Annotated in this window: 12 protein-coding genes; 4 read left to right on the plus strand and 8 right to left on the minus strand. The window is 67.2% G+C overall.

Features of this window, described 5'->3' with window-relative positions:
- Window positions 1-39: 39 nt before the first annotated feature.
- Both dnaK and pip read right to left on the minus strand, forming a co-directional pair.
- On the minus strand, window positions 40-1,950 hold the full coding sequence (gene dnaK / locus ACTVZP_RS04865) for a molecular chaperone DnaK (RefSeq protein ID WP_443210973.1): 1,911 nt from the start codon (window positions 1,948-1,950) through the stop codon (window positions 40-42).
- Between the two features lie 209 nt (window positions 1,951-2,159).
- Window positions 2,160-3,128 (minus strand): prolyl aminopeptidase, encoded by a 969-nt coding sequence (gene pip / locus ACTVZP_RS04870; RefSeq protein WP_443210974.1) that lies wholly within the window; start codon window positions 3,126-3,128, stop codon window positions 2,160-2,162.
- 61 nt (window positions 3,129-3,189) lie between these two features.
- Between pip and ubiG the strand changes: the two genes are divergently transcribed.
- Window positions 3,190-3,933 (plus strand): bifunctional 2-polyprenyl-6-hydroxyphenol methylase/3-demethylubiquinol 3-O-methyltransferase UbiG, encoded by a 744-nt coding sequence (gene ubiG, locus ACTVZP_RS04875; protein WP_443210975.1) that lies wholly within the window; start codon window positions 3,190-3,192, stop codon window positions 3,931-3,933.
- A gap of 82 nt (window positions 3,934-4,015) precedes the next feature.
- On the opposite strand, the gene ACTVZP_RS04880 is transcribed toward ubiG, so the two are convergent.
- From ACTVZP_RS04880 to xylF, 6 genes are all read right to left on the minus strand, one after another.
- On the minus strand, window positions 4,016-4,933 hold the full coding sequence (locus ACTVZP_RS04880; protein WP_443210976.1) for a calcium-binding protein: 918 nt from the start codon (window positions 4,931-4,933) through the stop codon (window positions 4,016-4,018).
- A 232-nt stretch (window positions 4,934-5,165) separates the two neighbouring features.
- On the minus strand, window positions 5,166-6,467 hold the full coding sequence (gene xylA, locus ACTVZP_RS04885) for a xylose isomerase (RefSeq protein WP_443210977.1): 1,302 nt from the start codon (window positions 6,465-6,467) through the stop codon (window positions 5,166-5,168).
- Window positions 6,464-7,900 (minus strand): xylulokinase, encoded by a 1,437-nt coding sequence (gene xylB, locus ACTVZP_RS04890; RefSeq protein ID WP_443210978.1) that lies wholly within the window; start codon window positions 7,898-7,900, stop codon window positions 6,464-6,466. Before xylB ends, xylA begins: the two co-directional genes overlap by 4 nt.
- Window positions 7,900-8,682 (minus strand): ATP-binding cassette domain-containing protein, encoded by a 783-nt coding sequence (locus ACTVZP_RS04895; RefSeq protein ID WP_443210979.1) that lies wholly within the window; start codon window positions 8,680-8,682, stop codon window positions 7,900-7,902. The genes xylB and ACTVZP_RS04895 overlap by 1 nt, the downstream gene beginning before the upstream one ends.
- Window positions 8,679-9,977: a sugar ABC transporter permease gene (locus ACTVZP_RS04900; RefSeq protein WP_443210980.1), complete on the minus strand. Its 1,299-nt coding sequence runs from the start codon at window positions 9,975-9,977 to the stop codon at window positions 8,679-8,681. The genes ACTVZP_RS04895 and ACTVZP_RS04900 overlap by 4 nt, the downstream gene beginning before the upstream one ends.
- Window positions 9,978-10,062: 85 nt before the next feature.
- Window positions 10,063-11,088, minus strand: coding sequence for a D-xylose ABC transporter substrate-binding protein (gene xylF / locus ACTVZP_RS04905; RefSeq protein ID WP_443210981.1), 1,026 nt, complete (start codon window positions 11,086-11,088; stop codon window positions 10,063-10,065).
- A 194-nt stretch (window positions 11,089-11,282) separates the two neighbouring features.
- On the opposite strand from xylF, the gene ACTVZP_RS04910 reads away from it, so the two are divergent.
- The 3 genes from ACTVZP_RS04910 to ACTVZP_RS04920 all read left to right on the plus strand — a co-directional run bounded on the left by ACTVZP_RS04910 (window position 11,283) and on the right by ACTVZP_RS04920 (window position 18,403).
- Complete coding sequence (locus ACTVZP_RS04910) at window positions 11,283-12,560, plus strand: ROK family protein (RefSeq protein WP_443210982.1); 1,278 nt, start codon at window positions 11,283-11,285, stop codon at window positions 12,558-12,560.
- A gap of 186 nt (window positions 12,561-12,746) precedes the next feature.
- A complete protein-coding gene (locus ACTVZP_RS04915) occupies window positions 12,747-14,570 on the plus strand; it encodes an autotransporter assembly complex protein TamA (RefSeq protein ID WP_443210983.1) in 1,824 nt (607 codons plus the stop codon).
- Window positions 14,570-18,403, plus strand: a complete 3,834-nt coding sequence (locus tag ACTVZP_RS04920) for a translocation/assembly module TamB domain-containing protein (RefSeq protein WP_443210984.1) — start codon at window positions 14,570-14,572, stop codon at window positions 18,401-18,403. The genes ACTVZP_RS04915 and ACTVZP_RS04920 overlap by 1 nt, the downstream gene beginning before the upstream one ends.

Below are 18,403 nucleotides of genomic sequence, written 5' to 3' on the forward strand. Positions count from 1 at the left end.
GCCCTTTCGAGACCGCCCCTCTCACGTTTCACTGCGGCCTTACTTCCGCTTGTTCTCGCCGAGATCCTCGAAGTCGGCATCGACAATGTCGTCATCGACCGACCGCGGACCGTCTTCGTCCGGCGTGGCATCGCCCTCGCCCTGGCTGGCCTTGTAGATCGCCTCGCCGAGCCGCATCGCCGCCTCGGTCAGGTTCTGGATGCCGCCCTTGATCTTGCCGGCGTCCTCGGTCTTGAGCGACTCTTCGAGCGCCCCCATGGCCAGCTCGATCGCCTCGACGGTGGACGGGTCCACCTTGTCGCCGTGCTCGTCGATCGACTTGCGGGTCGAGTGCAGGAGGCTTTCACCCTGGTTCTTGGTCTCGACCAGTTCGCGGCGCTTCTTGTCGGCCTCGGCATTGGCCTCGGCATCCTTCACCATCTTCTCGATATCGTCGTCCGAGAGGCCGCCCGAGGCCTGGATGGTGATGTTCTGCGACTTGCCGGTGCCCTTGTCCTTGGCGCTGACCGACACGATGCCGTTTGCGTCGATGTCGAAGGTCACCTCGATCTGCGGCATCCCGCGCGGAGCCGGCGGAATGTCTTCGAGGTTGAACTGGCCGAGCAGCTTGTTGTCGGCCGCCATCTCGCGCTCACCCTGGAAGACGCGGATCGTCACGGCGTTCTGGTTGTCCTCGGCGGTCGAGAACACCTGGGACTTCTTGGTCGGAATCGTGGTGTTGCGGTCGATCAGGCGGGTGAACACACCGCCCAGCGTCTCGATGCCGAGGCTCAGCGGGGTCACGTCGAGCAGCACCACGTCCTTCACGTCGCCCTGCAGCACGCCCGCCTGGATCGCCGCGCCGAGCGCCACGACCTCATCGGGGTTCACGCCCTTGTGCGGCTCCTTGCCGAAGAACTTGGTGACCTCTTCAACCACCTTCGGCATCCGGGTCATGCCGCCGACGAGAACCACCTCGTCGATGTCCGACTTCGAGACGCCCGCATCCTTCAGCGCGGCCTCGCAGGGCTTCAGCGACTTCTTGATCAGGTCGGCGACAAGGCTTTCCAGCTTCGCGCGGGTCAGCTTCATCACCATGTGCAGCGGCTGACCGGTGTTCCGGTCCATGCTGATGAAGGGCTGGTTGATCTCGGTCTGCTGGCTCGACGACAGCTCGATCTTGGCCTTCTCGGCGGCTTCCTTCAGCCGCTGCAGCGCCATCTTGTCGAGCGTGAGGTCGACGCCATGCTCTTTCCTGAACTCGTCCGCGAGGTAGTTGACGATCCGCATGTCGAAGTCTTCGCCGCCGAGGAACGTGTCCCCGTTGGTCGATTTCACCTCGAAGAGGCCGTCGTCGATCTCGAGAATGGTGATGTCGAAGGTGCCGCCGCCGAGGTCATAGACCGCGATCGTCTTGGTGTCCTTCTTGTCGAGACCATAGGCGAGCGCGGCCGCCGTCGGCTCGTTGATGATGCGCAGCACTTCGAGGCCCGCGATCTTGCCGGCGTCCTTCGTCGCCTGACGCTGGGCGTCGTTGAAATAGGCGGGCACGGTGATGACGGCCTGCGTGACCGACTCGCCAAGATAGGCCTCGGCGGTTTCCTTCATCTTCTGCAGGATGAAGGCGGAAATCTGGGAGGGAGAATATTTCTCGCCGCGAACCTCGACCCAGGCGTCGCCGTTGCCGCCGTTCACGATCGAATAGGGAACGAGCTTCTTGTCCTTCTCGACTTCCGCGTCGCCCACGCGGCGGCCGATCAGGCGCTTGACGGCGAAGACGGTATTCGAGGGGTTGGTGACCGCCTGACGCTTGGCCGGCTGGCCCACGAGGCGTTCGCTGTCGGTGAAACCGACGATGGAGGGCGTCGTCCGCGCCCCTTCCGAATTCTCGATCACACGGGGTTGCGCGCCGTCCATGATGGCAACGCAGGAGTTGGTCGTCCCGAGGTCGATCCCGATGACTTTGGCCATGTATGCACCTCTCTAGCGGCGATGTTGTGGGGGTCAGGCCCGACAGTCGGCGTCCGATCCCCGATCCCGTATTCCAGGCCATCCGGGGTGGCGCCCCTTCCGGCTACCGGGCGTATATAGGAGGGGTGTTTTGGCCCTGCAAGCGTCACGCGCCCGTGAAAATCATGTCAAATGGGCACGGATTTCGATGGCGCGGAGCGGCGGCGATCTCAGCGTGCAAGAGTGTCCATGACACGCACGAGTTCGGCGCTGATGCCGGGTTCGGAAAGCGCGTGGCCCGCGAAGGGCACGAGCCGCAGGTCCGCCCGCTCCCATCCATCCGCAAGCTTCCAGGCGGAGTGCGGCGGGCAGATCATGTCGTAGCGACCCTGCACGATGACGGCCGGGATGTGCTCGATCCGTGGGCGGTTCGCAAGGATCCAGCCGTCGCGCTCGAGAAAACCCGCATTCGAGAAATAATGATTCTCCAATCGAGCGAAGGCGCGGGCATATTCCGAGGGACTCTCGCCCATAGGGCCGTCCTGAGCGACCGAGGCCAGGGCATTCTCCCAGTTCGCCCAGGCCCGGCCGAAGCGCGTCTCCTCCATCAGGTTTCCCGAGAAGAGCCGGCGGCGGTAGGCGGCGATCAGGTCACCGCGCTCGCCCGCGGGGACCGGCGCCACGAAGCGGGCCCAGATGTCGGGGAAGAAGGCCGCGGCGCCGCCGCCGTAGAACCAGTCGAGCTCGGCCTTCATCATCAGGAAGACGCCGCGCAGGACGAGGTTCGTCACGCGCTCGGGGTGGGTGATGGCGTAGATCAGCGCAAGCGTCGCGCCCCAGCTTCCGCCAAAGCAGATCCAGCGGTCGATCCCGAGTTTCTTCCGGATCACCTCGATGTCGGAGACGAGGTGCCATGTCGTGTTTGCCTCGACCGACGCATGGGGGCGGGAGCGCCCGCAACCACGCTGGTCGAACAGGATCACCCGGTAACGCTCGGGGTCGAAGTAGCGCCGCATCGAGGGGCTGCAGCCGCCTCCTGGCCCGCCATGGAGCACAAGGACGGGTTCGCCGTCGGGGTCGCCGCATTGCTCGACATAGATCCGGTGGCCGTCGCCCATGTCGATCACCCGCTGATCGAACGGGTCGATCGACGGATAGAGGAACTCGACTGCGCGCTTTTGGCCTGATCTTTGATCCATGTTCGTCCTATATAACGCCGCCAGCCTGATCCGCCATCGGGGAAACCGCAAGGAGTTTGCTATGGAATCGACCAGCACCATCGACCCGGCCGAGGTTGCCAAGTTCGAGGCCATGGCGGCCGAATGGTGGAACCCCCACGGGAAATTCAAGCCCCTGCACCAGATGAACCCCTGTCGTCTGGACTACATCACCCAGCAGATCGCTGCGGAGTTCGACCGCGACCTGTCAGCCCCCCGGCCCTTCGACGGCATTCGCCTGCTCGACATCGGCTGCGGCGGCGGGCTCCTCTCCGAGCCGATGGCGCGTCTCGGGGCCGAGGTGGTGGGTGCGGACGCGGCGCCGCGCAACATTCCGGTAGCGCGGCTTCACGCCGAGCAGTCGGGTCTCGAAATCGACTACCGGAACACGACGGCCGAAGCGCTGGCCGCCGCGGGCGAGCGGTTCGACGTCGTCCTCAACATGGAGGTGGTCGAGCATGTGGCCGATCCGCTGGCCTATCTGACCGCCTGCCGAGAGCTTCTGAAGCCCGGCGGGCTCATGATCTGCTCGACCCTGAACCGCAACCCGAAGAGTTTCGCCATGGCCATCGTGGGCGCCGAATGGGTCATGCGCTGGCTGCCGAAGGGCACGCACGACTGGGCGAAGTTCATCACGCCGGACGAGCTCTACGACCTGATCCGCAAGGCGGGCCTCGACCCCGTCGACCGCAAGGGCATGGTCTTCAATCCCATCAGCTGGAGCTGGAGCCTCTCCGCCCGCGACCTTTCGGTGAACTACGTCACCGCGAGCGTGCGGCGGGCGTGAGCCGGGCGGACTGCTTCGGGGCAGCGTGAGCCCGCTGCCCCGACTGGTCATGCGGCGCCGGATCGCGAGGCCGCCTGCCGGGTCAGAGAAGAAGATCACCCGCTCCGAAGGCTGCGACATCCGTCAGCCTGATCTCGAAGTCGGCTGCCCGATCCCCGGTGACATCGGCACGAAGGACGAGATCCTCTCCGACATCGGTCACCCAGACGCTGTGGGCGCGTGCGGAGTTGCTGAAAGCCAGGTGCTGATTGCCGGCGGTGGTGGTGTCGGCGTCGATCCCGGACAGGTCGATCCGATCGATCGCGTGGACGAAGTCGTGGATCACGTCGCGGACGGTGCCCGCACGACTGTCAGACAGGACGTTGAAGACGAACGTGTCCCGGACGCGGTCCTCGCCCCCTTCCAGAATGTCCCTGCCCGCGCCGCCGACGAGCCGGTCCGCTCCCGAGCCGCCGTCGAGCACGTCTCTTCCCGCACCGCCGAACAGCCTGTCATCTCCGGATCCGCCGTCGAGCCGGTCGTTCCCCTGATCACCGCCGAGCCAATCGGCCCCCGACCAGCCATTCATCACGTCGTTGCCGCCGAATCCGCGCATGTAGTCGCTGCCCGCTGACATCGAGATCGCGTCCGCCCCGCCCAGCGCCCACGAGAACAGCGCCATGTCGTCGTCAGCCGATGCGGTCCGGACCGCCGCGACGACCGCCGTCGAAGACAGCTGTATACCCGTCATGGTGAACATCGGCCGGTAGGCTTCGTTCGCGTCGTCGATGAAGAGCACGGCGTTGACCGTGCCGCCCGTCACGCGACCGGAGGCGAAGCCGATGCTGGTGCCCGCAAAGGTGAGGAAGCTCGAATAGGTCACGCCATAGCCGAACTGGTCGCGGTAACTCGTCCATTCCGTTGCGGTGTCGTTGACGATCTCGGGAGTGAGGGTCTCGACCATTCCGTTGAGGTTGAACTCGTCGAGCCGGAAGGCATAGGGGGAATTGACCGTGGACACGCTGCACCATGAGTTGATTGACCGCCAGATGGCTACGCATGCCCGGTCAGCGCGTCTACAGGAAGAAACCTAAGATGCGATCGGCCTGCGAGAGACTCCGGGCCCGCGAAGGCGATGCGGCTTGCCGGGCAGCCCTCAAACGAGGCTGCAGGTGGGGTTCGGGCACCGTCTCGGCACCCGAAGCCTTTCGCCATGCACGGTCCCGAGGGATGGACCGGCCGCCTCAGTCCGTTCAGACGAACCGGTTCCAGAGGTTCTCCAGCCGCTCCTGCCGGCCCGAGCGCGGTTCCGGGTTGAGGCCTTCGGCAAGCACCCGCGCCTCGATCTCGTCGAGCGACGAGCCCAGCATCGCCTTCGCTTCCGGCGTCTCCCATCCGGCGTAGCGGTCGGCGCGGGCCCTTTCCAGCGCCCCGTCCTCCCAGAGCCGCGCGGCCGCCTTCAGCGCGCGCGCACAGGTGTCCATGCCGCCGACATGGGCGAGGATCAGGTCCTCGGGGTCGAGGCTCTGGCGGCGCAGCTTGGCGTCGAAGTTCGTGCCCCCGGTGGTGAAGCCACCGGCCCGCAGGACCTCGTAATAGGCCAGCGCCATCTCCGGATGATTGTTCGGGAACTGGTCCGTGTCCCAGCCCGACTGGTAGTCGTTCCGGTTCATGTCGATCGAGCCGAGGATCCCGAGGCTCGCCGCCAGCGCCAGTTCGTGCTCGAAGCTGTGGCCGGCGAGGATCGCGTGGCCCTGCTCGACGTTCAGCTTCACCTCGTTCTCCAGCCCGAACCTCTTGAGGAAGCCGTAGACGGTCGCCACGTCGTAGTCATACTGGTGCTTCGAAGGCTCCTGCGGCTTCGGCTCGATCAGGATCGCGCCCTGGAAACCGATCTTGTGCTTGTAGTCCACGACCATCTGCAGGAAGCGGCCCGCATTTTCCGCCTCACGTCCGAGGTCGGTGTTCAGCAGCGTCTCGTAGCCCTCGCGCCCGCCCCAGAGCACGTAGTTCGCCCCGCCGAGCTTCTTCGTGGCGTCCATGCAGGTCTTCACCGTCGCCGCCGACCAGGCGAAGACGTCCGGATCGGGATTGGTTGCCGCGCCGGACATGAAACGGCGATGCGTGAAGAGGTTCGCCGTGCCCCAGAGGAGCTTCGTCTTCGAGCTCTCCATCCTGGTGCCGATGTGGTCGACGATCTCCTCGAGATTGCGCTTGTTCTCGGCGAAGGTCGCGCCCTCGGGCCGGATGTCGGCGTCGTGGAAGCAGAAGAAGGGCGCGCCAAGGATGTCGAACATCTCAAAGGCCACGTCGGCCTTGAGCTTCGCCAGCTCCAGCGTGTCGCCAAACCAGGGCCGCTGGAAGGTCTGGCCGCCGAAGGGGTCGCCCCCCGGCCAGGCGAAGCTGTGCCACCAGGCGACCGCGAAGCGGAGGTGGTCCTCCATCCGCTTGCCGAGGATCACCTCGTCGGGGTTGTAGTGGCGGAAGGCGAACTCGTTGGAGGAGCCTTCGCCCTCGTAGCGGATCTGCGGGATGCCGGCGAAGAAGTCGGTCATGAAAGGCTCCTGATGGCGGTCTGTGCGGCGCGGTATCGCGCGTGGGCGTCGTCGAAGGCGGCGGTCAGGCCGCGGTCGGGCTGGATGGTGCGGGCGATCGGTGGCATGCCGGCGACCTCGGCTCCGGCGCCGGTCGCGGCCATCAGCGCCAGGCGCGCCGCGCCATAGGCTCCGCCGAAATCGCCCGCGGCAGGCAGCAGGACCGGCACGTCGAGCGCGGTCGAGATTGCCTGAAGCCAGTAATCGGAGCGCGATCCGCCGCCCACGGCCAGAAGGCTCTCGAGCCGGGTGCCGGTGGCGGCGAGCGCATCGCGGCAGTCGCGGATCGCGAATGTCACGCCCTCGAGGACGGCGCGCGTTCCCGCGGCGCGGTCGGTCGCATGTTCGAGGCCGGTGAAGGCTCCTCGGACGGCGGCATCGTTGAGAGGCGTCCGTTCGCCCCCGAGATAGGGAAGGAAGACCGCCCGTCCCGGAGCCTGCAGCGCCCCGAGTTCGCCGGTCAGCGTCGAAGCCTCCTGCCCCACGAGCCGCGCATACCAGTTGAGCGCGTCGGTCGCGGCCAGAATTACCCCCATCTGGTGCCAGGCGCCGGGCAGCGCGTGGCAGAAGGTATGGACGGCGGTCTCGGGTGCGGGCTGGTAGCCGTCGTTGGCGGCGAAGAGCACCCCCGAGGTGCCGAGGCTCACGAAGGCCTCGCCGGCGCGGACGACCCCTACCCCCACGGCCGAGGCGGCGTTGTCTCCGCCGCCACCCGCCACGACAACGCCCGGGGAAAGCCCCCAGCGGGCGGCCAGCGCCGGACGCAGTTCGCCCGATACCGCAGATCCCTCGACCAGACGGGGCATGGCGTCACGCGTGAGTCCTGTTGCCGCCAGAAGCTCTTCGGACCAGTCGCGGGCCCCGACGTCGAGCCAGCTTGTCCCGGCCGCATCCGACATCTCGGCCACATGCTCGCCGGTCAGCCAGAGCCGCAGGTAGTCCTTGGGCAGCAGCACCCTGGCCACCCTCTCGCGGATCGCGGGCTCGTTCCGCTCGACCCAGACCAGTTTCGGCGCGGTGAAACCGGGAAAGACGATGTTGCCGGTGACGGCGCGGAACCGTGGATCGGCGTCGAGCGCGGCGGCCTCGGCATGGCTGCGGGTGTCGTTCCAGAGGATGCAGGGCCGCAGCACCTCGTCCGAGGCGTCGAGCAGCGTCGCGCCGTGCATCTGGCCCGAAAGACCGATGCCCTTCACGCCTGACAGTCCCTGCGCCGAAAGCTGGTCCATCACCGCCTCGGCAGCGGCAATCCAGTCGGCCGGAGATTGTTCGGACCAGCCCTTGTGGGGCCTGCTGACCGTCAGGGGCGCTGTCGCCTCGGCCAGGACGCGCTGGCTGTCGTCGATCAGGATGCCCTTCAGGCCGGAGGTTCCGAGGTCGAGGCCGATATACATCAGAGTGCTCCTGCCCGTTCGGGCTTCTTGCCGAGGATGATCATGCCGAGGATCTCGTCCTCGGTGACGTCGCCCACCTGCTCGGAGCCGACGAGGACACCGTTCTTCATCACCGAGATCCGGTCGCAGAGGTCCATGACGTCGTGAATGTCGTGGCTGATGAGGAAGATGCCGAGACCCTGCCGCTTCAACTCCTGGATCAGTTCGCCGACCATCCGCGTCTCCTGCGGACCCAGCGCCGCGGTGGGTTCGTCCATGATCAGGATCTTCGCGTTGAAATAGACCGCGCGCGCGATGGCGACCGACTGGCGCTGACCGCCCGACAAGGCCGCGACAGGCACCTTGAACTTGCGGAAGTTGGGGTTGAGACGGCTCATGATCCGCCGCGTCTCGGCCTCCATCTTCGCGTCGTCGACGAAGCCGAGGGGCGTCACCAGTTCGCGCCCGAGGAAGAGGTTCGAGGCTGCGTCGAGATTGTCCGCCAGCGCAAGCGTCTGGTAGATCGTCTCGATGTTGTAGCGCCGGGCGTCGCGCGGATTGTGGATATCGACCCTGGTGCCGTTGATGCGGATCTCGCCCGAGTCCATCCGGTAGGCGCCCGAAAGGCACTTGATCAGCGTGGACTTGCCGGCGCCGTTGTGGCCCAGAAGGCCCACGACCTCGCCCGGATGCAGGTCCACCGACACGCGGTCGACCGCCCGGATGCCGCCGAAGCTGATCGAGATGTCCTTCATCTCCACCAACGGGGTCGCGCCGGCGGCGCGATGCGGGTTGAGCGTCATTTGAAGCCTCCGGTCCGCTTGCGGTAGAAGATGTCGATCAGCACCGCCAGAACCAGAACCGCGCCGACGACGATGTTCTGGAACGGGGCATCGACGCCGACCATCGCCATGCCGGACTGGAGCGACTGCATGATGATCGCACCGAGGATCGCGCCGTAGATGGTGCCGATCCCGCCAGAGAGGGCCGTGCCGCCGATCACCGCGGCGGCGATCACCCGCAACTCGTCCAGCGTGCCGATGTCGTTGGCGTGGTTGGTGAGCCGTGCCGAAGCCACGACCGCCGAGAGCGCGCACAGACCTCCCAGCAGGGCGAAGATCTTGACCGTCAGCAACCGCGTGTTGATGCCCGACAGCTCGGCCGCGTCGGGGTTGCCGCCCGTGGCGAAGATGTAGCGGCCGAAGCGCGTGCGCTTGGCGATGACCGTCATGGCAATGGCGACGCCCACGAGGACGAGGACGGAGATGGGCAGGCCATAGCCGGTCGTGTAGCCCTCGGGCAGGGTCTCGCCCCGCGCCTCGAACAGGCGGCGCAGGCGGGCTGCCGGCACCTGATAGGCGTTCACGATGGCCACGAAGCCGAGGATCGAGGCCGAGATGATGCCGCCCATCACCAGTTCCGCCCAGACCGGCTTCACCGCGAAGCCGTGCGACTGCTTGGCCCGGCGCGCGCTCCAGAGGGCCCATAGGGCCGCCGTCGTCCCCACCGCGCCGAGGATCCAGGACCAGAACGGGCCTACGGTGCCGTTGATGCCGCCAAAGAGCTGGAAGGTCGGGTCGAGCGGCCCGATGGTCTGGCCAGACGTCATGTACCAGGCGACGTTGCGCCAGACGAGCAGGCCCCCGAGCGTCACGATGAAGGCGGGGATGCCGAGATAGCCGATCAGCCACCCGTTGAAGGCTCCGATCAGGACGCCGACCGCCAGGCCCGACAGGATCGCGACCGGTGTGATCAGCGGATGGCCGAAGCCGAGGCCCATCATCTGCGGCATCACGACGACCTGCATCATCGCCATGACGGCCGAACACAGGGCGAGCAGAGAGCCCACCGACAGGTCGATGTGGCGCGTGACGATCACGAAGACCATCCCCGTCGCCATGATCGCCACCGAAACGGTCTGGATCGCGAGCGTGAAGATGTTGCGGGGGGTCAGGAACCGCCCGTCGGTCTGGAAGTGGAACACGAGGCAGAGGACGATGAAGGCGCCGATCATGCCCAGAAGGCGCGTGTCGATCTCCAGCGTCTCGATGAATGTGCGCTTGCGGGCGGCGCCCGACGCGTTGGCGGTATCGCTCATGGGGCTCGTCCTGCTGGGCCGGCCGGAAGCCGGGGATCAGGGGCGCCCCGCGGCGGGGGCGCCCGATCGCGCAATCGGATGCGGATCAGTTGCAGGGCGCGGGGCCGTTCGAGACACCCTGGCAGAGGGCATCCTTGCCGATCCAGCCCGCATCCACCACGACGGACAGGTTGTCCTTGGTGATCGGGATGGGCTCGAGGAACACGGCGTTCATCTCGGTGCCCTTGGGCGAGGACCACTTCTCCGCGCCCTCGACCTCTTCCATCGCCGTGCCCTGCGCCATGGCGACCGCGATCTCGGCCGCGGCCTTGCCGAGTTCGCGCGAATCCTTCCAGACCGAGACGGTCTGCGTGCCCTTGGCGATCCGGTTCAGCGCGGCATGGTCGCCGTCCTGGCCCGAGACCGGGATGCCCTGCATCCCCTGCGCCGTCAGCGCGGCAATGGCCCCGCCCGCGGTGCCGTCATTCGAGGCCACCACCGCATCGACATTGTTGTCGTTCGCGGTCAGGATCTGCTCCATGTTCCGCTGGGCATTGGCGGGCAGCCAGCTGTCGGTATAGGCCTCGCCCACGATGGTGATGTCGCCCTTGTCGATGGCTTCCTGCAGCACCTCCTGCTGGCCTCCGCGGAGGAAGTCAGCGTTGGGATCGGCCGCATTGCCCTTGATCATGACGTAATTGCCGGTCGGCGCCTGTTCGAAGACGGCGCGGGCCTGCATCCGTCCGACCTCGACGTTGTCAAAGGTCAGGTAGAAGGCGCGGTTGTCCTCGATGAGACGGTCGTAGGCCACCACCGGAATGCCCTCGTCCGCGGCGGCCTGGACGGCCGGCCCGATGGCATCGGCATCCTGCGCCAGGATGATGAGCGCATCCACGCCCTGCGAGATCAGGGCCTCGACGTCGGACAGCTGCTTGGCCGAAGAGGATTGCGCGTCGGCCGAGACGTAGGTCGCGCCGGCGGCTTCGAGCGCCTGCTTGATCGCGGCCTCATCGGTCTTCCAGCGCTCTTCCTGAAAGTTCGACCAGCTTACGCCGACGGTCAGATCCTGGGCCAGTGCGGCAGAGGAGAAGCCTGCCGCGGCAACCACGGCGGCCACTAGGGCATTACGCATGTTCTTGACCTCCCTTGATGCGGCGGAATCGCCGCCACAGCCAAAGGATTGGCGCGAATAATTTCAGTTGTCAAAGTATAGTTGTCCGCTCAATCTGAACATGCACGCGATGAAGGCACCCGACAGCCGGGTGCCGGTGCATCCGGGGCATGAAGCAAATGATCCATAGAATCATTATTTTGGGCGGGAAATAAATGCGCCGACAGGTCCGGAAGCGTGCCCTGCCCGAGCCGATGGTCGGCTGCGGTCCGCTGATCCCTCCGCTGGCCGAGACCTCGCGCTCCCTGCGCCAGCAGGTCTTCCAGCGCGTACGCGCAGCCGGGCTTACCGCACGGGTGCAGGTGGCCCGGGACCTGGGGGTGAGTCCCGCTTCGGTCACCACCATCGTGTCGGAACTGATCGACGCCGGTCTTGTCGAGGAAATCGCGACGCGCCGCGAGAGCGAGGGTGGTCGCGGCCGTCCCGTGGTCGCACTTGGCGTGCGGGCCGCGGCGCATCGGGTGGTCGGACTCAAGATCTCGGACCGCGATCTCTCTGCCGTGGTGATGGACTTCGCGGGCCAGTTGCTCGCGGAGCACCATGAGGAGAGGCGCCCCGTGGCCCTTTCCCCGGCCGAACTCCTCACCGTCATCGAAGCGCTGCTGGATCGGGTGACGGCCAAGGCGGGTGTTGCGCGGCAGGAGCTTTCCGGGCTGGGCATCGGCCTGCCGGGATATGTGGACAGTGCGGAGGGTCGGGTGCTCTGGTCGTCGATCCTGGCCGAGCGCGACGTGCCGCTGGCCCGGCTGGCGACGGACAGGTTGGCTCTGCCGGTGCAGGTGGACAATGACGCGAACCTCTGCGCGATGGCCGAGCTCTGGTTCGGCGCGGGGCGACGCCTGTCCGATTTCGTCGTGGTGACGATCGAGCACGGGCTCGGGATGGGCATGGTCACCAACCACAGGATCTTCCGGGGCGCGCGCGGCATCGGGATGGAACTCGGCCACACCAAGGTGCAGCTCGACGGAGCGTTGTGCCGCTGTGGTCAGCGCGGATGTCTCGAGGCCTATGTGGCCGATTACGCGCTGGCGAGGGAGGCCACGACCGCACTCAACTGGACCCACCGAGAAAGCCGGTCCACGGCGATCCTGCTCGAGAGCCTGCACGATCACGCCAAGGCAGGGAACCACGCCGCGCGCTCGATCTTCCGACGTGCGGGGCGCTATCTGGCGGTGGGACTGGCGAATGTCGTGAACCTCGTGGACCCGCCGCTCATTATCCTCGCGGGGGCGCGGCTGCGCTTCGACTACCTCTATGCCGAGGACACGCTGGCCGAGATGACAGCCCTCGTTCTCGAGACCGGGCGGCCCCTGCCCGAGATCGAGATCCACGCCTGGGGCGAGATGCTCTGGGCCCACGGCGCGGCCGCACTGGCCCTCTCCGCACTGGGCGAAAGGCTCCTCGCACCTGCCCGCGAGATCCCGGCGCAATAGTTGCCCGTGGCCGTTCGGCCACATGAAGATTCGTTCGGAAGACTGTGAAACCCCGGAACTTCCGGCAGAAACGCGCCGTTGGGCCCTCCGGGGACGGTTGCGGCCGGAACCAATGGGGTTCTGTCGGTTGCCGCACAGGATGCAACCTGCAATAGTTTTCTGAATGGCACAGTGAGGGGGAAGTGCGTGTCCGTTTTCAGCGTCCGGTCGCTTGGTCTCCTGTCCGCCGTCGTCGGCCTCGGCTTCACTTCCGTCGCACCCTCCGCCCAGACGCTCGACCGGCTTGAGTTCCGCGTGGCCGGGGGGAACGACGAGGTCGAACGCGCGATCAAGGGAGCGTCCGCGATCATCGCGGCGCGGGATGCCGGGGACGGCGAGGCGCAGGACATCTTCAGCGCCGCGCGTGCAGAATACGGCAGGCTCGTCACGGCGCTGTACGGGCTCGGCTACTACTCTCCCGTCGTGAGCGTGCTGGTGGACGGGCGCGAGGCCGCCGAGATACCGCCGCTGGATGCACCGGACACGATCCGCACGATCATCGTGCAGGTGCAGGTCGGGCCGCCGTTCCGCTTCGGCCTCGCACGGGTCGCCCCTCTCGCGCCAGAGACCGAGCTTCCGGACGACTTCCGCGCCGGGGAACGCGCCCGCAGCACGCTGGTGCAGGATTCCGTGACCGCGGCCGCGGACGGCTGGCGTTCGGTGGGCTTTGCGAAGGTGGACGTCGGATCCCAGGACGTGGTTGCGGATCATGCGCGCCAGACCCTCGATGCCGATATCCGCATGGCCCCCGGCCCCAGGCTGCGCTTCGGCCCGATGCGCATCGTCGGCAACAAGGGCATCAGCGAGCGCCGCATCCGCAAGATCGCCGACCTTCCCTCGGGCGAGGTCTACGACCCGGAGGAACTGGAGGATAGCGCCGACCGCCTGCGCCGGACGGGCGTCTTCCGCTCGGTCTCGCTGACCGAGGACGAGACCGTGACGCCGCCGGATCTACTCGGGATCACGGCAACGGTGGTCGAGGAACTTCCCCGCCGCTACAGCTTCGGGGTCGAGGTCTCGAGTCTCGAGGGCGCCACCGTCACCGGGCAGTGGATCCACCGCAACCTGCTCGGCGGCGGCGAGCGCCTGACCGTCACCGGCGAGGTCGACAACCTCGGTGCCTCGAACAGCGGGGTGGACTACCGGCTCGGCGTGACGCTGGACCGGCCGGCGACGCCCACCGCCGACACGACGCTGGGCTTCGGCGTCGAGGTGGAGCGGCTGGACGAGGAAGACTACCTCGCCGACACGATCTCGCTCAGCACGTCGCTCACGCGGCTCTTCAGCAAGCGGCTCACCGGAAGCATCGGGCTCGGCTATTCCTACTCCGACGTCGAGGATGATTTCGGCGCGTATGTCTACGAATACGTCTCATTGCCCGGCACGCTGATCTGGAATGCGCGCGACGACGATCTCGACACGACGAGCGGCTATTACGTCGCCGCCGGGGCCACACCTTTCCAGGGATTTGGCGACACCGGATCAGGCGGACAGGTGACGCTGGACGGGCGCGCCTTCTTCGGCTTCGGCGACGAGGATCGGCCTTACGTTCTCGCGGGACGCCTTCAGGCCGGGGCGGTCTTCGGATCCGAGCTGCTCGAGACCCCGCGCGAATATCTCTTCTATTCAGGCGGCGGCGGCACCGTCCGCGGCCAGCCCTACCAGTCGCTCGGCGTGCGGCCGGACCCGACGGATCCCGACTACAAGATCGGCGGCACGCGCTTCGCCGCGCTTTCGGCCGAATTTCGCGCGCCGATTACGGAACGTATCGGTGTGGTGGCCTTCGCCGATGCCGGCTACGTCACCGCCGAGAGCATCGAAAGCGACCGCGACGAATGGCATGCGGGAGCAGGCCTCGGCCTGCGCTATGCCACCGGCTTCGGCCCGATCCGCGTGGATGTGGCTGGCCCGGTCGGGGGCGACACGGGCGATGGCGTGCAGATCTACGTCGGTATCGGGCAGGCATTCTGATGCGGATCATCCTCTTCCTTCTTTGGCTTCTTTTGCCCGTCGCGGCCGCGGCGCAGACCGCCGACGAGGATCGCGGCTTCCTGCAGGGACTGATCGAGGACAACCTCTCTTCCGCCGGCCGGGCGGTCCGCATCGAGGGCTTCCAGGGCGCTCTCTCGTCGCGCGCGACGATTCAAAGGCTGACCATCGCCGACGATCAGGGCATCTGGCTCACGCTGAACGAGGTCGTGCTCGACTGGAGCCGCTCGGCTCTCCTGGCGGGCCGGCTGTCGGTGTCGGAGCTTTCGGCGGTCGAGATCATTCTCGACCGGCTGCCGGTGGCCGAAGAAGGTGTCGATGTCCCCTCGCCCGAGGCAACGGACTTCTCGCTGCCCGATCTGCCGGTCTCCATCGAGATCGGGCGCGTCGCGGCCGACCGCCTCGTTCTCGGCGAGCCGGTCCTCGGCAGGGCGATCGAGGCCAGTCTCGAGGCCTCGGGTTCTCTTGCGAACGGGGCTGGCGAGGCCGAGTTGCTGGCACGCCGGACCGACGGTCCGCAGGGCGAGTTGCGCCTGACGGCCAGCTTCGCGAACACCAGCCGCGAACTTGCTCTGGATCTGGACCTCAACGAGGGCGACGACGGCATTGCCGCAACGCTGATGGGCCTGCCGGGCACACCGCCCCTTGAACTGACGGTGCAGGGGACGGGCCCGCTCAGCGACTACGCGGCCGACATCCGCCTCGCGACAGACGGCGAGGAGCGTCTGGCGGGACGTGTGACGCTGCAGGGCGATGCGGCTGAGGGACGGCAGTTCGCCGCCGTGCTCGGAGGGAACGTGGTCCCGCTCTTCCTGCCCGAGTACGCGGAATTCTTCGGGCCCGACGTTCAGCTGGACGTTGCCGGCAATCGCGCGCCCGACGGCAGGCTTGACCTGAACCGCCTGCTGCTCTCGACCCGCGCACTGCAGCTCGAAGGCAATCTCGTGCTCGCAGCGGACGGCTTGCCCGAGCGCATTGCGCTGACCGGACAGGTTGCTTCCGCCGATGGCCAGCCGGTGCTGCTGCCCCTGTCGGGCGCCGAGACGCGCGTGACCCGGGCGGATCTCGACGTGGCCTATGATGCAGCGCAAGGCGAGACATGGACGACGCGCCTGGCTGTCCAGGATCTCGACCGCCCCGACTTCGCGGCCGGACGCCTTACGCTCGACGGCTCGGGCCGCATCGCGCGCCGAGAGGGGGGAGCGGCGACGGTCTCGGGCACGCTCGACTATGCGGCCGAGGATCTCCGCCCGGCGGATCCGGATCTCGCGACGGCGCTTGGTTCTCGCGTGGCGGGCAGCGCCGATTTCTCCTGGGACGAGGGCGGCGACGGCCTGCAGCTGCCGAGGCTGACGCTCGATGGCGACGACTACGGTCTTGCGGCCGATCTGACCTTCGAGGGGCTGACGAGCGACCTCGCCATATCGGGCGATGCGGACCTGCGCTTCGCCGATCTCTCCCGGTTCTCCGGGCTCGCCGGACGGCCCCTGGGCGGCAGCGGAACGGGCACGGTCAGCGGCTCCTATGCGGCCCTCACGGGGGCAATCGATGCCGAGGCAACCGTCAGCGGCACCGACCTCGCGATCGGTCAGGCCGAGGTCGACAATCTTCTGAAGGGCACGTCGCAACTTCAGGCCTCGCTGGTTCGCGACACGCAGGGGACCCGTCTGCGAGCATTGCGCGTCGAGGCGCAGAGCCTGACGGCCACCGCTTCGGGCACGCTGGCGACAGCCGGCAGCGACATCTCGGCACAATTGTCCTTCGCCGATCTCTCGGTTCTCGGTCCGGCCTATGGCGGACGGATGGAGGCGGATGCGAGCTTCTCGGGCACACCGGAGGCCGGACAGGTTTCGCTCACTGCCACGGGGCAGGATCTGAGCATCGGCCAGCCGCAGGTGGATGGTCTTCTTCGCGGCTCCTCGACCATCGAGATGGCGGGACGGCTGGATCAGGGTGCGCTGGTCCTTGATCGTGCGACGGTGAACGCAAACACGCTCGATCTTTCGGCCACCGGGCGGCTCGCAACCGACGGCAGCGACGTGACGGCCAGCCTCCGCTTTTCCGACCTCTCGCCTCTGGGCGCGGGCTACGGGGGATCACTCTCCGCGACGGCCGGCTTCCAGGGCACGCCGCAGAATGCCACGATCACGGCGGACTCGCGTGCGACGAACCTGCGCATAGGCCAGGCTCAGGCGAACAGCCTGCTGCGCGGAGAGAGCACGCTCTCGGCACGGGTGCGGATCGAGAACGGGACGATCCAGGTGGATCAGGCCAACCTCCGCAACCCGCAGCTCACCGTCGCGGCCGAGGGGGCGGTCTCGGGCACCGACCGGACGCTGACGCTGGACGCGCGCCTGGCCAATCTTGCGCTGGTCGTGCCGCAGTTTCCGGGACCGCTTACCGTAAGGGGAACCGCCCGGAGCGAGGGCCAGACCTACAGCATCGACCTGCGCGCACAGGGTCCGGGCCAGATCGACGCCCGGGCGCAGGGCACGGCGGCAATGGACTTCTCGAGCGTCAATCTCGGGATCAGCGGCAGTGCACAGGCAGCGCTCGCCAACCCGTTCATCGAGCCTCGCAACGTCGTGGGGCCCCTCCGCTTCGACCTGCGGGTGAACGGCCGGCCAGCCCTCTCCTCCGTCTCCGGCCAGATCTCGTTGTCGGGCGGGCGGTTCGCCGATCAGGATCTCGGCCTCGTGATCGAGGGGCTGCAGGCAAATGCAACCCTCTCCGGGGCGCGGGCGAACATCGAGGTTCAGGGACGCCCGGCGGCGGGCGGGCGGCTGACGGTGTCCGGTGGCATCGGGCTTGAAGCGCCGCATACGTCCGACCTCGTCATCGACATCCGCCGCGCCGTCCTGCGCGATCCGGAACTCTATGAGACCACGGCGACCGGACAAGTCACCGTACGCGGACCCCTCACGGGCGGGGCGCAGATCGCGGGGCGGATCGATCTCGAGGAGACGGAACTCCGCATCCCCTCCACCGGCTTCGGCGGAGCCAACGGCCTGCCGGATCTGAGGCACCGCAACGAACCCGCGCCCGTCCGCCGGACCCGCGCACGCGCAGGCCTGATCGACGAGGGCGGTGGCGCAGGGGGCGCAGGAGGAAGCTCGCAACCCTTCGGGCTGAACCTGCTGATCAGTTCACCGGACCGCATCTTCATCCGTGGCCGGGGCCTCGATGCGGAACTCGGAGGCCAGCTTCTCGTCTCGGGCACCACGGCCAATGTCGTGCCCAGCGGCGCCTTCAACCTGATCCGAGGGCGGCTCGACATCCTCGGCAAGCGGCTGGTCCTCAGCGAGGCGCAGCTTCTTCTCGAGGGCGATTTCGTGCCGTTCATCCGCGTCGTCGCTTCGACGGAGAACGACGGCATCACGACATCGGTGGTGATCGAGGGGCGCGCGGACGAGCCGGATGTCAGCTTCACCTCGACACCGGAGCTGCCCGAGGAAGAGGTGATCTCGCGCCTGCTCTTCGGGCGGGGCCTCGACACGATCAGCCCGCTTCAGGCGGCGCAGCTTGCCTCCGCAGTAGCCACGCTCGCGGGGCGAGGCGGAGAAGGCGTCATCGGACGGCTGCGGCAGGGCTTCGGGCTCGACGATCTGGACGTGGCGACGGATGCGGACGGCAGTGCCTCGCTCAGGGCCGGCAAGTACATTTCGGAGAATGTCTACACGCAGGTCGAGGTCGATCAGCAGGGGCAGAGCCAGATCAACCTCAACCTCGACGTCACATCCAGCATCAAGTTGCGGGGCAGCGTCGGGACCAAGGGCGACACTTCGATCGGGATCTTCTTCGAGGGCGACTACTGA

The organism is Rhodobacter sp. NSM, from assembly GCF_052244495.1.
Lineage (GTDB): Bacteria > Pseudomonadota > Alphaproteobacteria > Rhodobacterales > Rhodobacteraceae > Cereibacter_A.

Bases quoted from the DNA above. Each gene is read 5' to 3' on its own strand.
- dnaK (WP_443210973.1), bottom strand. From the start codon at position 1,950: ATGGCCAAAGTCATCGGGATCGACCTCGGGACGACCAACTCCTGCGTT.
- pip (WP_443210974.1), bottom strand. From the start codon at position 3,128: ATGGATCAAAGATCAGGCCAAAAGCGCGCAGTCGAGTTCCTCTATCCG.
- ubiG (WP_443210975.1), top strand. From the start codon at position 3,190: ATGGAATCGACCAGCACCATCGACCCGGCCGAGGTTGCCAAGTTCGAG.
- xylA (WP_443210977.1), bottom strand. From the start codon at position 6,467: ATGACCGACTTCTTCGCCGGCATCCCGCAGATCCGCTACGAGGGCGAA.
- xylB (WP_443210978.1), bottom strand. From the start codon at position 7,900: ATGTATATCGGCCTCGACCTCGGAACCTCCGGCCTGAAGGGCATCCTG.
- ACTVZP_RS04895 (WP_443210979.1), bottom strand. From the start codon at position 8,682: ATGACGCTCAACCCGCATCGCGCCGCCGGCGCGACCCCGTTGGTGGAG.
- ACTVZP_RS04900 (WP_443210980.1), bottom strand. From the start codon at position 9,977: ATGAGCGATACCGCCAACGCGTCGGGCGCCGCCCGCAAGCGCACATTC.
- xylF (WP_443210981.1), bottom strand. From the start codon at position 11,088: ATGCGTAATGCCCTAGTGGCCGCCGTGGTTGCCGCGGCAGGCTTCTCC.
- ACTVZP_RS04910 (WP_443210982.1), top strand. From the start codon at position 11,283: ATGCGCCGACAGGTCCGGAAGCGTGCCCTGCCCGAGCCGATGGTCGGC.
- ACTVZP_RS04920 (WP_443210984.1), top strand. From the start codon at position 14,570: ATGCGGATCATCCTCTTCCTTCTTTGGCTTCTTTTGCCCGTCGCGGCC.